Raw genomic sequence first — 19,780 nt, 5'->3', positions numbered from 1 at the left:
TTGTAGTTCGTGCTGCGTCGGGGTGTCAGAAGATCATTGCGGGGCGAGGCGGGACAATCGGTCGTTCGGACTAGCCGCAGGACTAGCCCTGACCCGGCGCCGCCACGAGAGTCGCGGCGCCGGGCTGTTTCAGGCAGCGCGGATCAGCGGATACCGGCGTTGCGCAGGGCCGCGGGGGTGAAGTCGCTCATGCTCGGCTGCGCGCTGTAGTCGATGCCACGCCGCGCTTCGTTGATCATCGCCATGGCCAGGTAGCGCCCGGCGATCAGGTCGTTCAGTGCGTTCACCGCGTACAGTGCCGTGCCTTGCTGGTAGTCGTTCACCGCGAAGCCTTCACCAACGCGCCACAGCTGGCCGCGACCGTCGTAGGCCTCGGACTCCACGGCCTGCCAGGTGTCCTCGTCGAAGTAGAAACGACGCGTGGCGTAGATGTGCCGCTGGTTCGGCTTCAGGGTCGCGACTACTTCCCACACCCGGTGCAGTTCATAGCGGGTCAGGTCGGGGTTGACGTGGCCGGCCTGGAGTATGTCGGTGTACTTGAGCTTGGGCGACCACAGCCGGTAGTTGTTGTAGGGGATGTACATCTCCTTCTTGCCCACCAGTTTCCAGTCGTAGCGGTCCGGCGCGCCGTTGTACATGTCCGAGTCATCGGAGGTACGCATGCCGTCGGCGGCGGTGCCGGGGCCGTCATAGGCAACCTGGGGAGCACGGCGGACGCGCCGCTGACCGGCGTTGTAGACCCAGGCCAGGCGGGGTTCCTTGACCTGGTCGATGGTCTCGTGGACCAGCAGCACATTGCCAGCCAGGCGCGCCGGCGCGGTGACGCGCTGCTTGTAGAAGAACAGGACGTTCTCGGTCTGTTTCGGATCCGCGTCCTTGAGGAGCTGCGGGTAGCTCAGGTCTTCCTCGAACTCGACCGCCGTGAACGAGCCGTTGGTTTGCGGTGTTGCCTGGGCGCTGAGGCGCCGCTGATTGGGGCCGCGATAACGGGTCAGGTGGTTCCAGACGACTTCCACGCCGTTCTTCGGAATCGGGAAGGCATAGTTGCGTCCCTGGAAGTTGGCCAGGCCATTGCCGCCGTCCACTTCTTCGGTATGCAGCGCACTGACCTTGGCGGCTTCATAGACCGTCTGCGGGCTGGCCGCCGTGCGGCGGGTGGTGTAAACCGGAATGCGGTAGGTGTCGGGATAGCGCTTGAACATGGCCACCTGGCCATTGCTCAGCTTGTCCTTGTATTGCTGGGCCGTGGCGGCGGTGATCACGAACAGAGGCTTGTCGTCCGGGAAGGGATCGCCGAGGAAACCGTTCTCCACCTTGGCAGCGCCCGGCTTCAGACCGCCATCCCAGGCCGGGATACTGCCGTCGGCATTACCGGCCTTCTCGCCACCCAGCGGCGTCAGGCTGGCACCCAGCTTGGCGGCTTCGTCAGCCGACACTGCGGCGTGTACCGAACTTGCCAGAAGGCTCAGACCGAGGATGGTGCCCTTCATCAAACTCATCATGTGCATGCTGCTCTCCAGTTCTTGCGGGCGAAGGGTCAGAAGTTCACGCCGACGCTGACGGACATGTAGTCGCGGTCAGTCAGGGTGTTGTAATCGCCGCCGAAATAGTTGGTGTAACTCAGGCTCGCCGTGTAGGTGTTCTGGTAGTCGGCATCCAGGCCCAGGCTGATCGCCTTGGCGCCTTCCTCGAAGCTCGGCCCGGTGCCGTTGATGTCCTGTGACCAGGCCATGTTCGGCTTGAAGTTGATGCCGGCGATGACGTTCGGGTAATCGAGCACGCCACGCACGCGGTAGCCCCACGAACTGCTGGTGTAGAAGCCCTTGTTGTTGCACTCCTGCTGCGGGTTGCTGGCGGTCTTGGTGCCGGCAGCAGTGCCCACGCACACCGACTGGTCGAGCAGTTCGCCGGCGCCGAAGGTCGGGCTGCGGCCGAAGCGCAGATCGCCGACCGAGCTGCCGATGCCACTGATGTGGTCGTAGCCGACCTCGCCCACCAGGGTCAGCCGTTCGGCGCCCAGCACCTGGTCGAAGAACTGCGTGGCGGTGACCTGTACCTGGGTGAACGGCAGGCGCTTGTAGCCTTCGATGGCTGCGCCCGGCGCATTCACCGCCTGGCCGTCGACGAATACCGGCGACACCGCAGTGGCCACGCCGTTGACCAGCCCCACCTGGTTGACCGCCGCGAGGTTCAGGTCGGCGGTATTGATCTGCATCGGCATGTTCGGCCGGTAGCTGACCTCGCCGTTGAGCGCCACGCCGCCGAGGTTGGTCTGGAAGCTCAGGCCATACAGGCGGATGTCTTCGGGGTAGTCGACGAAGTAACTCGCACCACGCACGCGGCTGGCGGTGGTCAGCGCGTTGGAGGCGCCGGCGTAGGTGGTGCGGGTGAAGCTCAGGAAGGGGTTGCGGCTGTGATAGTTCATCACGTACGCACCCACCTCGGTGTCATTGAAGTCCGGCAGGAACCAGCGCATGGCCAGGCCGAACTGCCCTGAGTCGCCCGGCTCGTGGTCGTCGGTGCGCGGGATGTAGGCGTTGGCGCGGTTGCCGGCGACATCCAGGATGGTGCCGGCGTTGGCGCGCGGGTCGTTGGGCGCGAAGTCCGGGCCGGCGATCACCAGGCGGTCGTCGCAGCCCTTGGCCACGGCGTCCACGGAGAAGAAGGTGCCGCAGTTCTCGGTGATCGTCTTGTCCCACTTGATCTGGTAGAAGGCCTCGGCGGTGACGTTCTCGGAGAGGCCCTGGGAGAAGTACAGCAGCTGGATCGGCACCAGCGCTTCCTTCACCTCGGCGCCGGGGCGGCGCAGCGCCGAGACGTCCACCGGGTTGATGGAGTTGATCGAGTTGGGAATGAAGGTGCTCTCGCCCCAGCTCACCACCTGCTTGCCGAAGCGCACGTTGCCCGGCCGGTCGCCCAGCTGGTAGTTGTGGTAGACGAAGGCGTCGAGGAGTTCGCCGCCCGAGGCCTGGGCCGACTGGTCGCGGCCATGGTCGTCGATGTTGTAGTAGCGCAGGTCCTCGTCCTTGAGCTTGAAGTCATACCAGTACTTGCCGCGCAGGAAGGCACCGGAGTCGCCGTACTTGAGTTCGAGGTCGTGGGTGCCCTTGAAGATCTTCGAGAATACGTCGCCCTTGCTGAAATTCAGCCGGCCATCGTCGGCGGTGCGTGAGGCGGCCTTGCCCTTGGCGCCGACCACGTTGTAGTTGGAGACGAAATTCGGGTCGGGATTGTTCAGCGCCCAACTCATGCCCAGGGACAGCGACGAGTCGAACTGGCCTTCGATTTCCCCGATATTGAAGTTCACGGCGTGTGCGCAGGGTGCGCTCGCCAGGGCGATGGCCAGCGCCAGCGCCTGCGGTCGAAAGTGTCCGCGCATTGTTATTGTTGGCATGCGGTACTCCAGGTGGTCCAGGTGTTGGAGTGCGCATGCTGGCAGTGCGCAAGGCCCGCCAAAACCGCCCGATCAGGTGATTTTCATCCTCACCCGTGCAGGTGATCCCGGCTTTTTTCCGCTCTACCCGGCAGCGTTCCCGCGAGCCTTTCCCCTGGGGCGGGCCGACCCCGCGATACCCCCCGTAACACCCCTGGACATCGCCCGCTCACGACCATCCGGCGAACCACCCCAACGGGTGATTTGCACCCCACCCCTTGCCGCGTTCAATGGCGCCCTGTGCCCGGCCACCTGCGCCAGGGCCTGCAAACCACAACAACAAGCATCACGGAGAACCGTGCTATGACCCGCAAACGCAGCTGGCTGCCGCGGCTCGCCCTGGCCGTCGGCCTGCTGGCTGGAGCCGGCGCCCAGGCGGCCGACAAACCGAACATCCTGGTGATCTTCGGCGACGACATCGGCCAGACCAACATCAGTGCCTATTCCCAGGGCGTGGTCGGCTACCGCACGCCGAACATCGACCGTATCGCCAAGGAAGGCATGCTGTTCACCGACTACTACGCGGAGAACAGCTGCACCGCCGGGCGCTCGACCTTCATCACCGGCCAGGCCTCGCTGCGCACCGGGCTGACCAAGGTCGGCGTGCCGGGCTCGCCGGTCGGCCTGCAGGACCGCGACATCACCCTGGCCCAGGCGCTCAAGGGCCAGGGCTACGCCACCGGCCAGTTCGGCAAGAACCACCTGGGCGACCGCGACGAATACCTGCCGACAAAGCATGGTTTCGACGAGTTCTTCGGCAACCTCTACCACCTCAACGCCGAGGAAGAGCCCGAGCGCCCGTACTGGCCCAAGGACCCGAGCAACCCCTTCGTCCAGCACTTCTCCCCGCGCGGGGTGATCCACTCCTACGCCGACGGCAAGATCGAGGACACCGGCGCGCTGACCAAAAAGCGCATGGAGACCATCGACGACGAGACCACCCAGGCGGCTATCAACTTCATCGACAAGCAGGCCAAGGCCGACAAGCCGTTCTTCGTCTGGATGAACACCACGCGCATGCACCTCTATACCCACGTGCGCGATTCGATGAAGGGCCAGAGCGGCATGCCCGGCAACGAGTACGCCGACGGCATGCTCGAGCACGACGGCGACGTCGGCAAACTGCTCAAGACCCTGGATGACCTGAAGCTCACCGAAAACACCATCGTCATCTACACCACCGACAACGGGCCGAACCGCTTCACCTGGCCGGACGCCGCCACCTCGCCGTTCCGCAACGAGAAGAACTCCAACTACGAGGGCGCCTTCCGCGTGCCGGCGATGGTCCGCTGGCCGGGGCACATCGAGGCGGGACAGGTCTCCAACGGGATGTTCTCCGGGCTGGACTGGTTCCCCACCCTGCTCTCCGCCGTCGGTGTGCCCGACGCCAAGGACAAACTGCTCAAGGGCTGGGCGCCGGTTGCCGGCGGCACCAGCTACAAGGTCCACCTGGACGGCTTCGACCAGCTCGCCTTCCTGACCGGCAAGAGCCCGAAGAGCGCGCGCAGCGAGTTCTATTACTTCAACGACGACGGCCAACTGGTGGCCATGCGCTTCGGCGACTGGAAGGCGGTGTTCTGCGAACAGCGCAAGCCTGGTGGCTTCGAGGTGTGGAGCGAGCCCTTCGTCTGCCTGCGGATTCCCAAGCTGTTCAACCTGCGCATGGACCCGTACGAGACCGCCGACATCGTCTCCGACCAGTACAGCGACTGGCTGGTGAAGAACGCCTACCTGCTGGGCATCGCCACCATGAAATCCGCGCAATTCCTGCAGACCTTCGTCGACTGGCCGCCGAGCCAGCGCCCGGCCAGCTTCACCATCGACCAGGTGCAGCAGGCCGTGTACCAGAAGATCGCCGAGAAGGCCAGACAGCAACAGGCCGCCGCCAAGCCCTGAGCCACCACCACACCCCTCCGTTACGAGGGGTGTGGTGCTTCACCGCGCACTGTACAACCCCAGGCGTGACCGCACGGAGCCCCCTCTTGGACATTCGCACTCCGCTCCTGGACCTGGAGCGCAACCTCTGCCGCGTCGTGCTGGGCCAGGAAACGGTGATCCGACAACTGCTCATCGCCCTGCTCGCCGACGGCCACCTGCTGCTGGAAAGCCTCCCGGGGCTGGCCAAGACCCGCACGGTCAAGGCCCTGGCGCAACACCTGCACGGCAGGATGAGCCGCATCCAGTTCACCCCCGACCTGCTGCCCTCTGATATCACCGGCGCGGAAACCCTCCACGCCCACGGCGGGCATGCCGAAATCCAGTTCCAGCCGGGCCCGCTGTTCGGCAACCTGATCCTCGCCGACGAAATCAACCGCGCGCCGGCCAAGGTCCAGGCGGCGCTGCTCGAAGCCATGGAAGAACGCCAGATCACCTGCGCCGGCCGCAGCTACCCGCTGCCCGAGCTGTACCTGGTGCTCGCCACGCAGAACCCCATCGAACAGGAAGGCACCTACCCGCTGCCCGAAGCGCAGCTGGACCGCTTCCTGATGAAACTCAAGCTCGACTACCCGGCGCCCGAGCACGAGGAAACCATGCTGCGCCTGCTGCGTGCCGAAGGTTGCGGCGGTGCTCGCGCCCGCGAAGCCGTGGAGCCGCTGGACGCGGAGATTCTATTGGCGGCACGGGAGCAGGTCGCCGCCATCGAAGTGGCGCCGAGCATCGACCGTTACCTGGTGGACCTGATGCGCGCCAGTCGCCGCCCCGCCGATTACGACGCGCAACTGGCGCGCTGGATCGAGGTTGGCTGCAGCCCGCGCGGCGCCATCAGCCTGGACCGCGCCGGACGCGCCCACGCCTGGCTGGAAGGCCGCGACCACGTCCTGCCCGACGATATCCACGCGGTGCTGCTGCCCGTCCTGCGCCATCGCCTATTGCTGAGCTACGAGGCGGTGGCCGAAGGCATCGATACCGACGCCGTGCTCTGCCGGCTGCGCGACCATGTCGCCATTCCCGCCTGAGCGCCGCGCCGACGGCCGGGCCTACGCCGACCTCGGCCGCCTGCTGGCCCTGGAAATGCCCGCGCGGCGCCTGGGCGCACGCATTACCCGCCTTGCCGCCGCCAGCCTGATCGGCCAGCACGCTTCGACCCTGCGCGGGCGCGGGCTGGACTTCCAGGAGTTGCGCCATTACCGACCCGGCGACGACCTGCGGCGTCTCGACAGCCGCGCCAGCCTGCGCCACGGCACGCCGCTGGTACGCAGCTTCAGCGAGGAGCGCGAGCGCCCCGCGCTGATCTGGGTCGACCAGCGCATGGACATGTTCTTCGGCTCGCGGCGCTACCTGAAATCCACCCTGGCCGTGGAACTGGGCGCGCTGCTGGCCTGGAGCGCGCTGCACGGCGGCGACCGGGTCGGCGGGCTGGTGTTCGGTGACCGCCATGAAGAGCGCCTGCGCCCCACCCGCAACCCGGCCGGCATTCGCGCCTTCTGCGCGGCGATGCTGCGGCACAACCATGCACTGTCTGCCGATAGCGCCCCGGCGAACGGCGCGCGGCTGAACCCGTTGCTGGAAACGCTGCTCAGTGGCCCGGAGCGTGGCGGGCAGCTGTATCTGATCAGCGACTTCTCGGGCTGCGATGAGCACACCCGTGACCTGCTGCAGCAACTGCGTCGGCGCCACCGGATTCTCGCTTTGCAGGTACAGGACCCGCTCGCCCTTCAGCTGCACGGCGACACGCCGCTGAGCCTGAGCGATGGCATTGGCTGGCTGGACCTCGACCTGCGCCGCAAGACCGTGCGCCATCCCATGCAGGACTACCTCCGTGGTCGCCTGGACAGCGTGGCGGAACACCTGCGCCTGGCCCAGGTGCCGCTGCTGCGCCTGAGCACCGCCGAAGCGCCGCTGGACCAGTTGCGCCGCGAACTGCTGCGCCTCGGAGTCCTGGCATGAGCAGCGTGGCCCCGGACCTGCGGCAATTGCAGGAGTTGCCGCTGCCGCCGCTGCCTTCCTACTGGCCGCCGGCCTGGGGCTGGTGGGTGCTGCTGATGGTCCTGATCGTCGTGGCGGCATTGCTCGGCCTGCGACGCTACCGACGTTGGCGCGGCCAGCAGTACCGGCGTGAAGCCCTGGCACAACTCGATCTCCTGGTGCTGCAAGCTGCGGAACAGCGGCGCGAGCTGGCCTCGCTGCTCAAGCGCTGCGCGCTGTCGATCCCCGAACTGCGCAATCGCCACGCGGAAATCACCACGCTTAACGGCCCGGCCTGGCAGGCCTTCCTGCAACGGCACTGCCCGTGGCCGCTGGCTTCCGATCTCGCGGAACGCCTGGCGCAGCTCGCCTACGCCCCTTCTGCGCAACTGCAGCGCTGGCCGCAAGCGGACTGGGACGCCCTCTTCGCCCAGGTGCGCCTCTGGCTGGAGGCTCACCGTGTGGCAGCTTGATTACCCCTGGGTGCTGGCCCTGTGGCCGCTGGGCCTGCTGGCGATCTGGCTGCTGCCCGAGCAGCGCGTGGCGCGCACGGCATTGCGCGTGCCGTTCTTCAGCGAACTGCGCCGCGTGCATCACGCACCCTTGGGCAAGGCTCCCGCACGCTGGCAGGGCTGGCTGAACCAGCTCAACTGGTGCCTGTTGCTGCTCGCCCTCGCCCGCCCCGCCTTTTATGAACCGCCGCAAATGCTGATCGAGCCGGCGCGCGACCTGGTGCTGGCCATCGACCTGTCGCAATCCATGGCCACCCGCGACTATCGCGACACCCAGGGGCGCCAGCTGGTCCGGCTCACGGCAGTGAAACAGGTGCTGCACGACTTCATTGCCCGGCGCAGCGGCGACCGTCTCGCCCTGGTGGTGTTCGGCAGCGGCGCCTACGTGCAGGCCCCGCTGACTCTCGATCACAAGACCCTGTTGCGCCTGCTGGACGACAGCGCCATCGGCATGGCCGGGCCGGATACCGCCATCGGCGATGCCATCGGCCTGAGCCTGCGCGTGCTGGACGGGCCGGCGTTGCGTGCACAGCAGATCGTGCTGCTCACCGACGGCAGCGACAACGCCAGTGCCGTTCCTCCGGAGCGCGCGGTGGAACTGGCGGTGCAGCGCGGCGTAGTGCTACAGGCCATCGCCATCGGCGACAGTCGCGGGCAGGGTGCGGAGAAAGTCGACAGCGAGCGCCTGCAAGTCCTGGCCGAGACCACTGGCGGACGCTTCTTCCGTGCCGAAGACAGCCGGGCGCTGGCCGACGTCTACGCCGAACTGGACCGCAGCGCTCCGCACCCACAGCCACGGCTGGGCCCCCGCCCGCGCCATGAAGGCTTCTACTGGCCGCTGGGCCTGGCCCTGCTGCTGACCTGCTGCGGCCATCTGCTGGCCGCCCGCGCCGTGCGCCTGCCCATCCTGCGGAGAGCCTGAATGCCATTCCATCGACCGCTCTGGCTGCTACTGATCGTCGTGGCGCTCCTGCTGCTGCAGCTCTGGCGCCGTCGCCAGAACCTCGGCCAACGGCTGGCCGAACGTATCGCCCCGCACCTGCTGCAACACCTGTTGCTCGATCAGCCCGGCACGGGCCGGCTCAGCCCCGCACACCTGCTGACGCTGTTCCTCTGCCTCGGCGCAGTGGCAGTTGCCGGCCCAGTCTGGCCGGGGCACGCCACTGACTTCGCCGATGATCGCGGCCTGCTGATCCTCGCCGTCGAACTGTCGCCCAGCATGGATGCACCGGACCTGCGCCCCACCCGCCTCGAAGCCGCCAAGCGCAAGCTGCGCGATCTGCTCAGGGATCGCCAGGGCGCGCCCACCGCGCTGATCGCCTATGCCGGCAGCGCACACCTGGTGTTGCCGCCCACCGACGACCCCGGCCTGCTGGAAAGCTACGTCCAGGCGCTGTCCACCGCCCTGATCGAAACACCCGGCAGCGACCTGCGTGGCGTCCAGCATCTGGCCGCGAGCCTTTCGGAGGAAGCCGGCACGCCCGCCAGCCTGGTGCTGTTCGCCGACAATGCGGACCCGCGCGAACTCAACGACCTGCAACGCCACGCCAGCGATGCGCTGCAATGGCTGCTGGTGGATTGCAGCGCGGCGCCCTCAGGCCGCTCCGCCTCCCTGACCGAACTGGCCAGCGCCCTGGATGCCGGCCTGCGCGCACTGAGCCCGGACGACAGCGACGTGCGCTGGATCGGCCAGCAAGCCGTGCGACACTTCCAGGCCCGCCAGGAAGCTGCGCAAGGTTCGCGGGAAGTCGGCTACTGGCTGTGCTGGGCGCTGCTCCCGGTGGTGCTGCTCAGCCTGCGCCGTGGTTGTAGGGTCCACTGGCTGGGGGCTGCGCTGCTGGCCCTGGGCGCTGCCCTGCCAAGCCCGCCCGCCATGGCCGCCAGTTGGCTGGACGCCTTCGCCAGTCCGGACCAGCAAGGCCGCTGGGCCCTCCAGCATGGACGCCCGGCACTGGCCGCCGAGCGCTTCGACGATCCCTACTGGAAGGCACTGGCGACCTATCAGGCAGCGGACTACGCCGGCGCCCTCGCGCTGTTCTCCCGTCTCGACACGGCCGAGGCGCAGTTCTACGCAGGCAATTGCCAAGCCCGACAATACCGCCTCACCGAGGCCATCAAAGCCTATCGCCGGGCCCTGGCCTTGAAGGCCGACTTCCCCGAAGCCCGCGCCAACCTTGCGCTGGTGGAAGCGCTGGAAAAGGACCGCGAAGACGCCGCGCAAAACGCACCCAAGCAACGCGGCGACGATGAAGTCATCGACGACTCGGCGGACAAGGGCCGCAGCATTGCCCAGCCCTCGGGCCAACGACCGGCCGACGAGCACTGGCTGGACAGCCTGCAGACCTCTCCCGCCGCCTTCCTGCGCAACAAGTTCCGCGCGCAGGGCAGCCACATCGGGGAGGACAGGCCTTGAAGCGGGTCCTGCAGTTGCTGCTGATGCTGCTCGCCACTGCCGCGTATGCAGACGGACCACAATTGCGCGTCGAAGCCCAGCTCATCCCCGATTCCAAGGTAAGTCTCGGCGCGACGCTGACGCTGCAGCTGGACGTACTGACGGACACCTGGTTCACCGCCGCGCCGCAGCTCCCTGCCCTGCAACTGCCAGGCACCCGCGTGGCCGAGCCAGCCGGCTCCCCCGTGCACCTGACGGTGGAGCGTGACGGGCAGACCTTCTTTGGCCTGCGTTACCAGTACCGGATCACGCCCCGTCAGGCGCAGCGTTTCGAGATTCCCGCGCTCAAGGTCAGCGCGCAGGTCGGGCAAGCCACGGCCACGCTTCACGCCAACAGCCGGCCGTTGAGCTTCGGGGTATCGCCCGCACCGGACGACGGCGCCCGCCTGGTCGCCGACTCGGTGCAACTGCAGCAGGTTCTGCGACCTTCAGCGGCTGTATTTCAGGTGGGTGACAGCCTGGAGCGCCGCGTCGAGCTGCGGGTACGGGGCGCGCCGATGGAGCTTTTGCCTCCCGCCGAATTCGCCGCCGTGGGAGGCACCCGCCAGTATCCGAACCCCGTCCGACTGCAGGAGCTCGACGACGGGCGCGGCCACAGTGATGGCGCGCTGCGTGTCGACAGCGTCGACTATCAGTTCGAGCGCGCGGGACGCATCGAGTTGCCGCCGCTGGAACTGCGCTGGCGGCAAGCCAGCAACGGCGAACTGCACGTGGAGCAACTGCCGGGCCTGACGTTGGAGGTGGCCGCACCACCGCCTTCGGTGAACCACAGGGCGTGGCACGATCGATTGGGGCTGTGGATCGAGCGGCACGCGCTGGCCGCTCTGCTGCTGATTGCCGGCCTGGCGCTGGCCTGGCACTGGCTGGCCGTGCCCGCCGCAGCGGCCCTGCGATGGCTGCAGCGACTCGTCAGCCGGCTGCGCCAACGCTACCGGCATTCGGAACATCGGGCCTGGCGTCGGCTGCACCGGCAACTGCAGCAGCGGCCTGCGCGGCTGGATGGTCTCTATCTCTGGCTGCAGAGGCAGCAGGTGCGCTCGACCGAGCTGCAACGAACCCTGCGCCTGCTGTACGGCAGTACACCCGATGCCGAACGGGGCCTGCGCGTGCTGCGTGGACTGCTGCCAGAACTGCGCCGTCAGCGTGGCGAGCGGAAACCCCGTCCGCCTGCGTTGCGCAAGCTCAACCCCTAGCCTTCCGCGGCCAGCAACTCTACCGCCACATCGCGGAACTGCCTCACCACACGGCTCTCGTTATCCGGGTTGTAGACCAGGGCGAGTGCCACGGTGCGCTCCTGGTGCGGGGTTTCCAGCTCGAGGAAGCACACCGGCGCCGATGAGTTGCGCGCATGCAGCGCCGGCACCAGCGCCACGCCCAGACCGCACGCCACCAGGCTGATGGCCGCCTGCACCTGGGTGGTGGAATGCACCAGTTGCGGCACGAACCCCGCCGCCTGGCAAAGCTGCAACAGCACGTAGTGCAGGCCCTCGGTGTGCGGGTAATCGATCAGCGGCTGGTCGGCGACTTCCGCCAGGTGCACGCGGCTACGCCCACTCTGGGCCAGCGGGCTGTCCTGCGGGACCACCAGCATCATCGGCTCCCACACCAGCGGGATCAGCTTCAGCGCCGTCGGCTGCGGCAGTGGGAAACGCACCAGACCGACATCGGCGCCGCCATTCTCCACCAGTTCCAGCACGCCGCTGGAAGGCAGCTCGCGCAGCTCCAGGGCAATGCCCGGATAGCGCCGGCGGAACTCCGGAATCAGCTGTGGAATCAGCGAAAGCGTCGCCGAGCCGACCGAACCCAACGTCAATTGCCCGCGTTCCCCGGCCCCTGCCTCAAGCGCGTAACGCCGCGCCTGCTGCAAGTGCAGCAACACCTTGCGCAGCTCCGGCAGGACCGCCTCGCCGGCTTCGGTGAGGGCCACCTGGCGCGTGGTGCGCTCGAACAGCGGCAGGCCGATCTCCTCCTCCAGCTTGCGGATCGACACCGACAGCGGCGGCTGGGACATGTGCAGGCGCTCGGCGGCCTCGCGGAAGTTCAGGGTCTCGGCCAGGGCGAGGAACTGGTGAATCTGGCGCAGCTCCATACTGATACTCCATATGTATCAATCGTTCTCCAAATAATATTGGATGAGTACGAGCCCTGCCCATAGCCTGACCCCACTCGACGACAACAATCCCAACAGGAGAGTGGTGCATGGCGCACAACGAAATCGCCCTCGGGCAAGGCTACTACTGGCAGCAGATCGAAGCCGGCCAGCGTTTCCGCACCTTCCGCCGGACCGTCACCGAGGCCGACCTGATCGGCTTCGTCGGCGTCACCGGGCAGACCGAAGTCATCTTCATCGACAGCACCTTCAACGGCGCCATCCAGGGCCGCCCGGTGCCGGCGGCGCTGAGCTACAGCCTGATCGAAGGCATCCTCATGCAGACCATGCTGCAAGGCACCGGCCTGGCCCTGCTGGAACTGCACAAGAGCGTGAAAGGCCCGGTGGTCGTAGGTGACACCCTGGAAGCCGTGGTGGAGATCGAGGACGTCCGCCCGACCTCGAAGAACAACCGCGCCGTGGTCACCTCCCGCGTCTTCGTGCTCAACCAGCGCGAAGAAACGGTGATGGAGTACCAGGTCAAGCGCCTGCTCGCCGGCCGCCCCGAACGGAGTGAAGGCTGATGCTCGAAGCCCTCGATTTCCGCGCGCTGCCGGCGCGGCACGAGGCCTTGCGCGAGGAGCTGCGCAGCTTCCTCGCCGAGCGCCTGCACGATTACCCCACCGACCTGCGGGCACGCAGCTGGCAAGGTTTCGACGCTGACTTCAGCCGTGCCCTGGCCGAGCGCGGCTGGGTCGGGCTGACCCTGCCGCGCCAGTATGGCGGCGCCGGCCTCGACCCGCTGGCGCGCTTCGTGGTGGTGGAAGAACTGCTCTGCGCCGGCGCGCCGGTAGCCGCGCACTGGATCGCCGACCGCCAGAGCGGCCCGCTGCTGCTGCGCTTTGGCAGCGAACAGCAGAAGCGCCAGCACCTGCCGGCGATCTGCCGTGGCGAGCAGTTCTTCTGCATCGGCATGAGCGAACCGAACTCCGGCTCGGACCTGGCCAGCGTGCGCACCCGCGCCGAAGCCAATGCCTACGGCTGGCTGCTCAACGGGCAGAAGATCTGGACCACCTACGCCCAGCACAGCCACTACATGATCGCCCTGGTGCGCACCTCCGGCAGCGCCCAGGACCGCCATCGCGGGCTGTCGCAGGTGCTGGTCGATCTGTCGCTGCCGGGCGTGAGCATCCGCCCGATCCGCGACCTGACCGGCGCCGAGCACTTCTGCGAAGTGTTCTTCGACAACGTGCAGCTGCCCGCCGGAGCGCTGGTCGGCGAGGAAGGCGACGGCTGGAAGCAGGTGACCGCCGAGCTGGCCTTCGAGCGCAGCGGGCCGGAGCGCATCTACTCCAGTATTGCCCTGCTCGATGCCTGGCTGGACTGGCTGCGCACCGACCCGCAGGCAGGCCAGGAACGTCTATTGGGCCAACTGCTCGGCGAGCTGATGGTGCTGCGTGCGCTGTCGGTCAGCCTCGCCGCACAACTGGCGGACGGCCGCAGCCCGGTAGTGGAAGCGGCGCTGGTAAAGGACCTGGGCACCAGCTTCGAACAATCCATCCCGACCCTGCTCGGCGACCTGCTGGGCGCGGTGCAGGGCGCCGCCGTCCCGCACCTGCTGCAACGCACCCTGGCCTACCTGGAACGCATGGCCCCGGTGTTCTCCCTGCGCGGCGGCACCCGCGAAATCCTCCGCGGCGTGATCGCCCGCGGCCTCGGCTTGCGATAGGAATCCCCATGAGCCTCGACAACCTCATTCTCGACGCCTTCGGCCAGTGGCTTGAAGGTGAAGTCAGCGCCGAGCGCGTGCGCCGCATCGACCTGGGCGAGCCCGCCGACGGGCTGTGGCGTTCGCTGGCCGAACACGGCTTCGCCGACCTGCTGCTGCCCGAGGAACTCGGCGGCGCGGCGGCCAGTGCTGAAACCGCCTGCCACCTGCTGTTCGCCGCTGGCGGCGCGGCCCTGCCGCTGCCGTTGGCCAGCACCTGGTGGGCGCGCCTGGCGCTGGCCGAAGCTGGCCTCGCGCTGCCCGAAGGGCCCATCGCCCTGGCCAATGGCGAACGCGCTGGTCAGGGCCTGCGCTGCCATGCGGTGCCGTTTGCCGCGCAATCCCGCTGGGTATTGGCGACGCTGCCGGAAGACGCCTGGCTAATGCCGGTAGATGGCGCACAACGGCGTGCGGATGGCGTTCACGCCAGCAGCACCGAGGAACTGCATTGGCCGAGCCTGCCGGAGAACGCCCAGCGCCTGCCGCCAAATCGTGACTGGCGCGCCCTCGGCGCGGCCTTCAGCGCAGCGCTGATCGCCGGCGCCGCCGAGCGGGTACTGCAACTGACCCTGGACTACGCCACTACCCGCCAGCAGTTCGGCAAGCCGGTCGGCGGCTTCCAGGCCATCCAGCAACAGATCAGCGTGCTCGCCGAGGAAGTCTTCGCCGCGCGCATGGCGGCGCAACTGGCGCTGCGCGGGTCGACATGGCCGCAAGGCATCCCCGCCGCCGTGGCCAAGGCCCGCTGCAGCGGCGCGGCGGTGCGCATCTGCACCATCGCCCATGCCGTCTTCGGCGCCATCGGCGTCACCGAGGAATGCGACCTGCAGCTCTACACCCGCCGCCTATATGCCTGGCGTGCGGACTTCGGCAGCGAGGCGCACTGGCAGCCGTTGATCGGCCGCGCAGCCCTGCGGGAGAGCGGCGACAGCCTGGCCTTCCTGCGTCGCCACCTGCCCGCAGCCTGAGCCGTACCCCTCAGAACCGTGCTTCTCAAAACCGTGCTTCTCAAAACAATGACAATGGAGAACACCGATGGCCCACCTTCTCAGCCAACCGCATCGCGCCGCTTCAACGAGCGCGGCTGCCAGCGCCCGGCCCATCGCCTGGCGCACCATCATCGCCGGCAGCGTCGGCAACACCGTGGAATGGTTCGACTGGACGGTCTACACCGCCTTCGCGCTCTACTTCAGCCACCAGTTCTTCCCCTCGGACAATGAGACCACCGCCCTGCTCGCCTCCTTCGCGGTGTTCGCCATCGGCTTCGCCATGCGCCCGCTGGGCGGCTGGCTGATCGGCATCTTCAATGACCGCGCCGGGCGCAAGGCGGCGCTCAACCTGACCATCCTGATGATGGCGCTGCCCTCGCTGCTGATCAGCCTGATGCCGACCTATTCCACCATCGGCATCGCCGCGCCCGTGCTGATGGTAGTGGCGCGCATGGTCCAGGGGCTCTCGGTAGGCGGCGAGTACGGCGCCGCCGCGACCTTCCTTGCCGAATCGGCGCCGGCCAGCCAGCGTGGCCTGTACTCGGGTTTCTTCTTCGCCAGCATCGCCCTCGGGCTCCTGTTCGCCTCGGGCCTGGCCTGGGTGCTGAGCCAGTGGCTGAGTCGTGAACAGCTGATCGACTTCGGCTGGCGCATTCCGTTCTTCATCGGCGGCCTGGGCAGCCTCGCCGGCTTCTGGATTCGCCATGGTGTCGACGAGACCGCGGCCTTCCGCAGGAGCCAGGAGCAGCGCCGCGGCCAGCGCATCGAGCAGCCGCTGCGCACCCTCTGGCGAGAGCATCCGGAAGCCGTGAAACGCCTGGTCGGCATCAGCCTGCTGGGGGCCTTCGCCTTCTACCTGTTCGTCAGCTACCTGCCGGTCCACGCCATCCGCACCCTCGGCGTGGAGCCGGGCACTGCCTATGCCGCCAGCAGCCTGGCGCTGGTGGTGTTCATGATTTCCCAGCCGCTGTTCGGCTGGCTGTCCGACCGCATCGGCCGCCGCCCGCAGCTGATCGTCTTCGCCCTGGGCTACGCCGTCCTGCTCTATCCGGTGGTGCGTTCCATGGAGGCCTCGTTCACCTCGATCCTCGCCGTCGAACTGTTCGGCCTGCTGCTCTACGGGCTGTATTCGGCCATCGCCCCGGCGATCAAGTCGGAGCTGTTCAGCACCGATATCCGCGCCCTGGGCATCGGCCTGCCGTACAACCTGGTGGTGGCGATCTTCGGCGGCACCACGCCCTACCTGATGACCTGGTTGCAGAGCCGTGGCCACGAACAGTGGTTCCTGGTCTACGTCTCGGTCATGGCGGTGATCACCCTGGTGGCCTTCGTGCGCATGCCCGAAACCCGCGGCAAAGACCTGCACTGAAGCCCCGCAGCGAACTGGAGAGAAGCATGAGCAACACTCAACAGCACGGCCCGCTCTCGGGCCTGCGCGTCCTCGACCTCTCGCGGGTCCTTGCCGGGCCCTGGGCCACGCAGATACTCGGTGACCTGGGGGCGGACGTAATCAAGGTCGAGCGCCCCACCCGGCGCGACGACACCCGCACCTGGGGCCCGCCCTTCCTGGAAGACAGCAGCCCCACCTGGGACGCCGCCTACTACTTCTGCGCCAACCGCAACAAGCGCGCCATCGCCGTGGACTTCGGCCACCCCGACGGCGCGGCGCTGCTGCGCCGGCTGGCCACCTCGGCAGACATACTGGTGGAGAACTACAAGGTCGGCACCCTGGCGCGCTATGGCCTGGATTACGCCGCGCTCAAGGCACTGAACCCGAAGCTGATCTACTGCTCGGTCACCGGCTTCGGCCAGACAGGCCCCTATGCCGGGCGCGGCGGCTACGACTTCCTGGTGCAGGGCATGAGCGGGCTGATGAGCATCACCGGGCGCCGCGACGACGAACCCGGCGCCGGGCCGCTGAAGGTCGGCCTGCCGGTGAGCGACCTGTTCTGTGGCCTGTACGCGACCATCTCGATCCTCGCTGCGCTGAACCATCGCCACGCCAGCGGCGAAGGCCAGCACATCGATTGCGCGCTGCTCGACAGCCAGCTGTCGCTGATGGCCAACCAGGCGATGAACCATCTGGTCAGCGGGCAGGTGCCGCAGCGCCTGGGCAACGCCCACCCCAACGTGGTGCCGTATCGCGACTTCGCCTGCAACGACGACTACATCCTCGTCGCCTGCGGCTCCGACGGGCAGTTCCAGGCGCTGTGCCGCCTCCTCGGCCGTGACGACCTTGGCGACGACCCACGCTTCACCCGCAACCCTGGCCGCAGCCAGCACCGCCGCGAACTGGAAGTGGAACTGGCAAAAAGCATCTCCGGCTGGCATGCCGCCGACCTGCTGGCCGCCATGGAAAAGGCCGGCGTGCCCGGCGGCCCGATCAACAACCTGCAGCAGGCCCTCGCCGATCCGCAGGTACAGGCCCGCGGTCTGTTGCAGACCTTGACCCGGCAGGACGGCACCGAAGTCACCCTGCTCGGCTACCCGGCACGCTTCTCCGCCTCGCCGCCCACCTACCGCCTGGCGCCGCCGATGTTCGCCCAGGACACCGCGCAGGTACTGGCCGAGCAACTGGGGCTGGCCACCGAGCAACTGGCGGAACTGGCCGGCAAGGGCGCGATCGCCCTAGCTCAACCACTGGCCGAGCCCGTCTCGCAGGTGGGCTGAGCCGCCGGCTTTGCATTCCCTCGCCTCGATCAATATGATGCATATATGTTTTGTTATGCTTCATAGCGAATTGCGTCAGAGAGAGGCGAGAGAATCATGGGCATCATCAACCTGGACGACGACCTGCACGACCAGCTGCGCCGCGCCAGCTCCGTGGCCTGCCGGTCGATCAACGCCCAGGCGGCGTTCTGGATCAAGATCGGCATGCTCTGCGAGCTGGAACCGACCCTGAGCTTCAACGAGATCATCACCCGCGAACTGCAGGAAGCCGGGGTCAAATACTCCGCCGCGGGAGGCGCCAAGTGACCAAGACTCCCGCGGAACTGGCACTGATGGCCGAATCCGGCCGGTTGCTGGCGAAGGTCTTCGGCTTCGTCGACACGCTGGCGCTGGAAGGCATGACCACCCTGGAAGTGAACGACCGGGTCGAGCGCTACATCGTCGATGAACTGCACGCGCGGCCGGCCAGCAAAGGCCAATACGGCTTTGCCTACGTGCTCAACTCCTCGCGCAACCAGGTGGTCTGCCATGGCGTGCCGTCCGAGGCGGACCGCCTGCAGGGCGGCGACATCGTCAACTTCGACATCACCCTGGAGAAAAACGGCTTCATCGCCGATTCGAGCAAGACCTACCTGATCGGCAATGTCTCCCCCGCTGCCCGGCGGCTGGTGGAGATCACCTACGAGGCGATGTGGAAAGGCATCCGCGCGGTGAAGCCCGGCGCGCGCCTGGGCGACGTCGGCCACGCCATCGAGCGGCACGCCCGGCAGCACGGCTACACCGTGGTCGAGGACTACTGCGGCCACGGCATCGGCCGCGAGATGCACGAGCCGCCGCAGGTACTGCACTTCGGCCGCCCGCGCACCGGGCAGGTGTTGCGCGAAGGCATGACCTTCACCATCGAGCCCATGCTCAACCAGGGCCATTCCGGGGTGAAAACCCTGGCGGACGAATGGACCGTGGTCACCCTCGACGGCAAGCTCTCCGCGCAGTTCGAACACACCGTGGCGGTGACCGCCACGGGCTTCGAAGTCCTCACCCTGCGCCCCGAGGAGCGCAACGCCGGCTACTGATGCGCCGCTCAGCCGTCGGTGGAGCGGCTGAGCGCTTCCCAGTGGCTGATCTCCTCCTGCAACGCCGACAGTTTCTGCCGCACCAGCCCCAGCGCGTCGCTCCCCAGCAGCAGATGCCGTGGAGGCAGCGGCGCTTCGATCGCCGCCAGCATCGCTTGCGCGGCTTTCTGCGGGTCGCCCAGCTGCTTGCCGCTCTTTTCCTGCCGCGCCTGGCGCACCGGGTCGAACAGCGCGTCGTAGTCGGCGATGGAACGCGGGCTGCGCACCATGGAGCGCCCGGCCCAATCGGTGCGGAAGGAACCCGGCGCCACGGCGGTCACCGCGATGCCGAAGCCCTCGACTTCCTTGCCCAGCGCGTCGCTGATCCCCTCCAGGGCGAACTTGCTGCCGCAGTAGTAAGCGATGCCCGGCATCGTGATGTAGCCGCCCATCGAGGTGATGTTGAGGATGTGCCCGCGCCGGCGCTGGCGCATGTAGGGCAGCACGGCCTGGAGCATCGCCACGGCGCCGAAGACGTTCACCTCGAACTGCCGGCGCATCGCCTCCAGTGGCGACTCCTCGAGAATGCCTTCGTGACCGTAGCCGGCGCTGTTCACCAGCACGTCCAGCGGGCCGACGCTGGCTTCGACTTCCTCGACCACGCCGGGGATGGCGTCGAAGTCGGTCACATCGAGCAGGCGGCCGAAGGCCTGGCCGGGCGCCAGTGCTTCCAGTTCGGCGCGGGCCTGCTCGGTGCGTACCGTACCCACCACGCGATGTCCGGCGGCGAGCGCCGCGTGGGCCAGGGCCAGGCCGAAGCCGCTATTGGCGCCGGTAATCAGCAGGGTCTTGGGAGATGACATGGGGTGACTCCATTGCAGGGGGAATGAGTGCACAATACGCAGCCTC

General features: G+C 67.5%; 18 protein-coding genes. 14 read left to right on the top strand and 4 right to left on the bottom strand.

Annotation, left to right across the window (positions count from 1 at the left end; translation table 11 throughout):
• Positions 1 to 143: 143 nt before the first annotated feature.
• Positions 144 to 1,508: a DUF1329 domain-containing protein gene (locus tag IB255_RS24760; protein WP_192210992.1), complete on the bottom strand. Its 1,365-nt coding sequence runs from the start codon at positions 1,506 to 1,508 to the stop codon at positions 144 to 146.
• Between the two features lie 29 nt (positions 1,509 to 1,537).
• Positions 1,538 to 3,394: a DUF1302 domain-containing protein gene (locus IB255_RS24755; protein ID WP_168190544.1), complete on the bottom strand. Its 1,857-nt coding sequence runs from the start codon at positions 3,392 to 3,394 to the stop codon at positions 1,538 to 1,540.
• A gap of 342 nt (positions 3,395 to 3,736) precedes the next feature.
• Between IB255_RS24755 and IB255_RS24750 the strand changes: the two genes are divergently transcribed.
• The 7 genes from IB255_RS24750 (at position 3,737) to IB255_RS24720 (ending at position 11,496) form a co-directional block, all read left to right on the top strand.
• Complete coding sequence (locus tag IB255_RS24750; RefSeq protein WP_081520382.1) at positions 3,737 to 5,329, top strand: arylsulfatase; 1,593 nt, start codon at positions 3,737 to 3,739, stop codon at positions 5,327 to 5,329.
• A gap of 86 nt (positions 5,330 to 5,415) precedes the next feature.
• Positions 5,416 to 6,390 (top strand): AAA family ATPase, encoded by a 975-nt coding sequence (locus IB255_RS24745; protein ID WP_081520383.1) that lies wholly within the window; start codon positions 5,416 to 5,418, stop codon positions 6,388 to 6,390.
• Positions 6,371 to 7,321 (top strand): DUF58 domain-containing protein, encoded by a 951-nt coding sequence (locus IB255_RS24740; protein WP_192210991.1) that lies wholly within the window; start codon positions 6,371 to 6,373, stop codon positions 7,319 to 7,321. Before IB255_RS24745 ends, IB255_RS24740 begins: the two co-directional genes overlap by 20 nt.
• On the top strand, positions 7,318 to 7,812 hold the full coding sequence (locus IB255_RS24735) for a DUF4381 domain-containing protein (protein ID WP_192210990.1): 495 nt from the start codon (positions 7,318 to 7,320) through the stop codon (positions 7,810 to 7,812). The genes IB255_RS24740 and IB255_RS24735 overlap by 4 nt, the downstream gene beginning before the upstream one ends.
• Entirely contained in the window at positions 7,799 to 8,773 is a 975-nt protein-coding gene (locus tag IB255_RS24730; protein WP_192210989.1) for a VWA domain-containing protein, read from the top strand. The genes IB255_RS24735 and IB255_RS24730 overlap by 14 nt, the downstream gene beginning before the upstream one ends.
• The gene (locus IB255_RS24725) at positions 8,774 to 10,264 is read left to right on the top strand and encodes a VWA domain-containing protein (protein WP_192210988.1); all 1,491 of its coding nucleotides are present in this window, start codon (positions 8,774 to 8,776) and stop codon (positions 10,262 to 10,264) included.
• Complete coding sequence (locus IB255_RS24720; protein ID WP_192210987.1) at positions 10,261 to 11,496, top strand: BatD family protein; 1,236 nt, start codon at positions 10,261 to 10,263, stop codon at positions 11,494 to 11,496. Before IB255_RS24725 ends, IB255_RS24720 begins: the two co-directional genes overlap by 4 nt.
• Here the strand turns inward: IB255_RS24720 and IB255_RS24715 are convergent.
• Positions 11,493 to 12,392 carry a LysR family transcriptional regulator gene (locus IB255_RS24715; RefSeq protein WP_192210986.1) on the bottom strand — a complete coding sequence of 300 codons (900 nt, stop codon included), beginning with the start codon at positions 12,390 to 12,392 and terminating at the stop codon, positions 11,493 to 11,495. The two genes, IB255_RS24720 and IB255_RS24715, sit on opposite strands and share 4 nt — an antisense overlap.
• Positions 12,393 to 12,502: 110 nt before the next feature.
• Between IB255_RS24715 and IB255_RS24710 the strand changes: the two genes are divergently transcribed.
• The 7 genes from IB255_RS24710 to map all read left to right on the top strand — a co-directional run bounded on the left by IB255_RS24710 (position 12,503) and on the right by map (position 18,892).
• Complete coding sequence (locus IB255_RS24710) at positions 12,503 to 12,976, top strand: MaoC family dehydratase (protein WP_081520390.1); 474 nt, start codon at positions 12,503 to 12,505, stop codon at positions 12,974 to 12,976.
• Positions 12,973 to 14,121 (top strand): acyl-CoA dehydrogenase family protein, encoded by a 1,149-nt coding sequence (locus IB255_RS24705; RefSeq protein ID WP_412548134.1) that lies wholly within the window; start codon positions 12,973 to 12,975, stop codon positions 14,119 to 14,121. The genes IB255_RS24710 and IB255_RS24705 overlap by 4 nt, the downstream gene beginning before the upstream one ends.
• An 8-nt stretch (positions 14,122 to 14,129) precedes the next feature.
• The gene (locus IB255_RS24700) at positions 14,130 to 15,128 is read left to right on the top strand and encodes an acyl-CoA dehydrogenase (protein WP_192210984.1); all 999 of its coding nucleotides are present in this window, start codon (positions 14,130 to 14,132) and stop codon (positions 15,126 to 15,128) included.
• A gap of 67 nt (positions 15,129 to 15,195) precedes the next feature.
• The gene (locus tag IB255_RS24695) at positions 15,196 to 16,518 is read left to right on the top strand and encodes an MFS transporter (protein WP_151187189.1); all 1,323 of its coding nucleotides are present in this window, start codon (positions 15,196 to 15,198) and stop codon (positions 16,516 to 16,518) included.
• A 26-nt stretch (positions 16,519 to 16,544) separates the two neighbouring features.
• Complete coding sequence (locus IB255_RS24690) at positions 16,545 to 17,819, top strand: CaiB/BaiF CoA transferase family protein (RefSeq protein ID WP_192210983.1); 1,275 nt, start codon at positions 16,545 to 16,547, stop codon at positions 17,817 to 17,819.
• Positions 17,820 to 17,915: 96 nt separating this feature from the next.
• Positions 17,916 to 18,125 (top strand): ParD-like family protein, encoded by a 210-nt coding sequence (locus IB255_RS24685; RefSeq protein WP_081520395.1) that lies wholly within the window; start codon positions 17,916 to 17,918, stop codon positions 18,123 to 18,125.
• A complete protein-coding gene (gene map / locus IB255_RS24680) occupies positions 18,122 to 18,892 on the top strand; it encodes a type I methionyl aminopeptidase (RefSeq protein WP_192210982.1) in 771 nt (256 codons plus the stop codon). Before IB255_RS24685 ends, map begins: the two co-directional genes overlap by 4 nt.
• Positions 18,893 to 18,900: 8 nt before the next feature.
• Here map and IB255_RS24675 read toward each other — a convergent pair whose 3' ends face one another.
• On the bottom strand, positions 18,901 to 19,734 hold the full coding sequence (locus tag IB255_RS24675) for an oxidoreductase (RefSeq protein ID WP_192210981.1): 834 nt from the start codon (positions 19,732 to 19,734) through the stop codon (positions 18,901 to 18,903).
• Between the last annotated feature and the right edge of the window lie 46 nt (positions 19,735 to 19,780).

This window comes from Pseudomonas sp. PDM22 (genome assembly GCF_014851965.1).
Lineage (GTDB): Bacteria > Pseudomonadota > Gammaproteobacteria > Pseudomonadales > Pseudomonadaceae > Pseudomonas.
Note: the sequence above shows the minus strand (reverse complement) of the source record. Positions and strands in the feature narration are given on the sequence as shown.

What these genes read in the sequence shown, in the direction of transcription:
- IB255_RS24690 (WP_192210983.1), top strand. Translation starts at nt 16,545, where the DNA reads ATGAGCAACACTCAACAGCACGGCCCGCTCTCGGGCCTGCGCGTCCTC.
- IB255_RS24760 (WP_192210992.1), bottom strand. Translation starts at nt 1,508, where the DNA reads ATGCACATGATGAGTTTGATGAAGGGCACCATCCTCGGTCTGAGCCTT.
- IB255_RS24710 (WP_081520390.1), top strand. Translation starts at nt 12,503, where the DNA reads ATGGCGCACAACGAAATCGCCCTCGGGCAAGGCTACTACTGGCAGCAG.
- IB255_RS24715 (WP_192210986.1), bottom strand. Translation starts at nt 12,392, where the DNA reads ATGGAGCTGCGCCAGATTCACCAGTTCCTCGCCCTGGCCGAGACCCTG.
- IB255_RS24685 (WP_081520395.1), top strand. Translation starts at nt 17,916, where the DNA reads ATGGGCATCATCAACCTGGACGACGACCTGCACGACCAGCTGCGCCGC.
- IB255_RS24735 (WP_192210990.1), top strand. Translation starts at nt 7,318, where the DNA reads ATGAGCAGCGTGGCCCCGGACCTGCGGCAATTGCAGGAGTTGCCGCTG.
- IB255_RS24740 (WP_192210991.1), top strand. Translation starts at nt 6,371, where the DNA reads ATGTCGCCATTCCCGCCTGAGCGCCGCGCCGACGGCCGGGCCTACGCC.
- IB255_RS24695 (WP_151187189.1), top strand. Translation starts at nt 15,196, where the DNA reads ATGGCCCACCTTCTCAGCCAACCGCATCGCGCCGCTTCAACGAGCGCG.
- IB255_RS24700 (WP_192210984.1), top strand. Translation starts at nt 14,130, where the DNA reads ATGAGCCTCGACAACCTCATTCTCGACGCCTTCGGCCAGTGGCTTGAA.
- IB255_RS24755 (WP_168190544.1), bottom strand. Translation starts at nt 3,394, where the DNA reads ATGCCAACAATAACAATGCGCGGACACTTTCGACCGCAGGCGCTGGCG.
- IB255_RS24675 (WP_192210981.1), bottom strand. Translation starts at nt 19,734, where the DNA reads ATGTCATCTCCCAAGACCCTGCTGATTACCGGCGCCAATAGCGGCTTC.
- IB255_RS24750 (WP_081520382.1), top strand. Translation starts at nt 3,737, where the DNA reads ATGACCCGCAAACGCAGCTGGCTGCCGCGGCTCGCCCTGGCCGTCGGC.
- IB255_RS24725 (WP_192210988.1), top strand. Translation starts at nt 8,774, where the DNA reads ATGCCATTCCATCGACCGCTCTGGCTGCTACTGATCGTCGTGGCGCTC.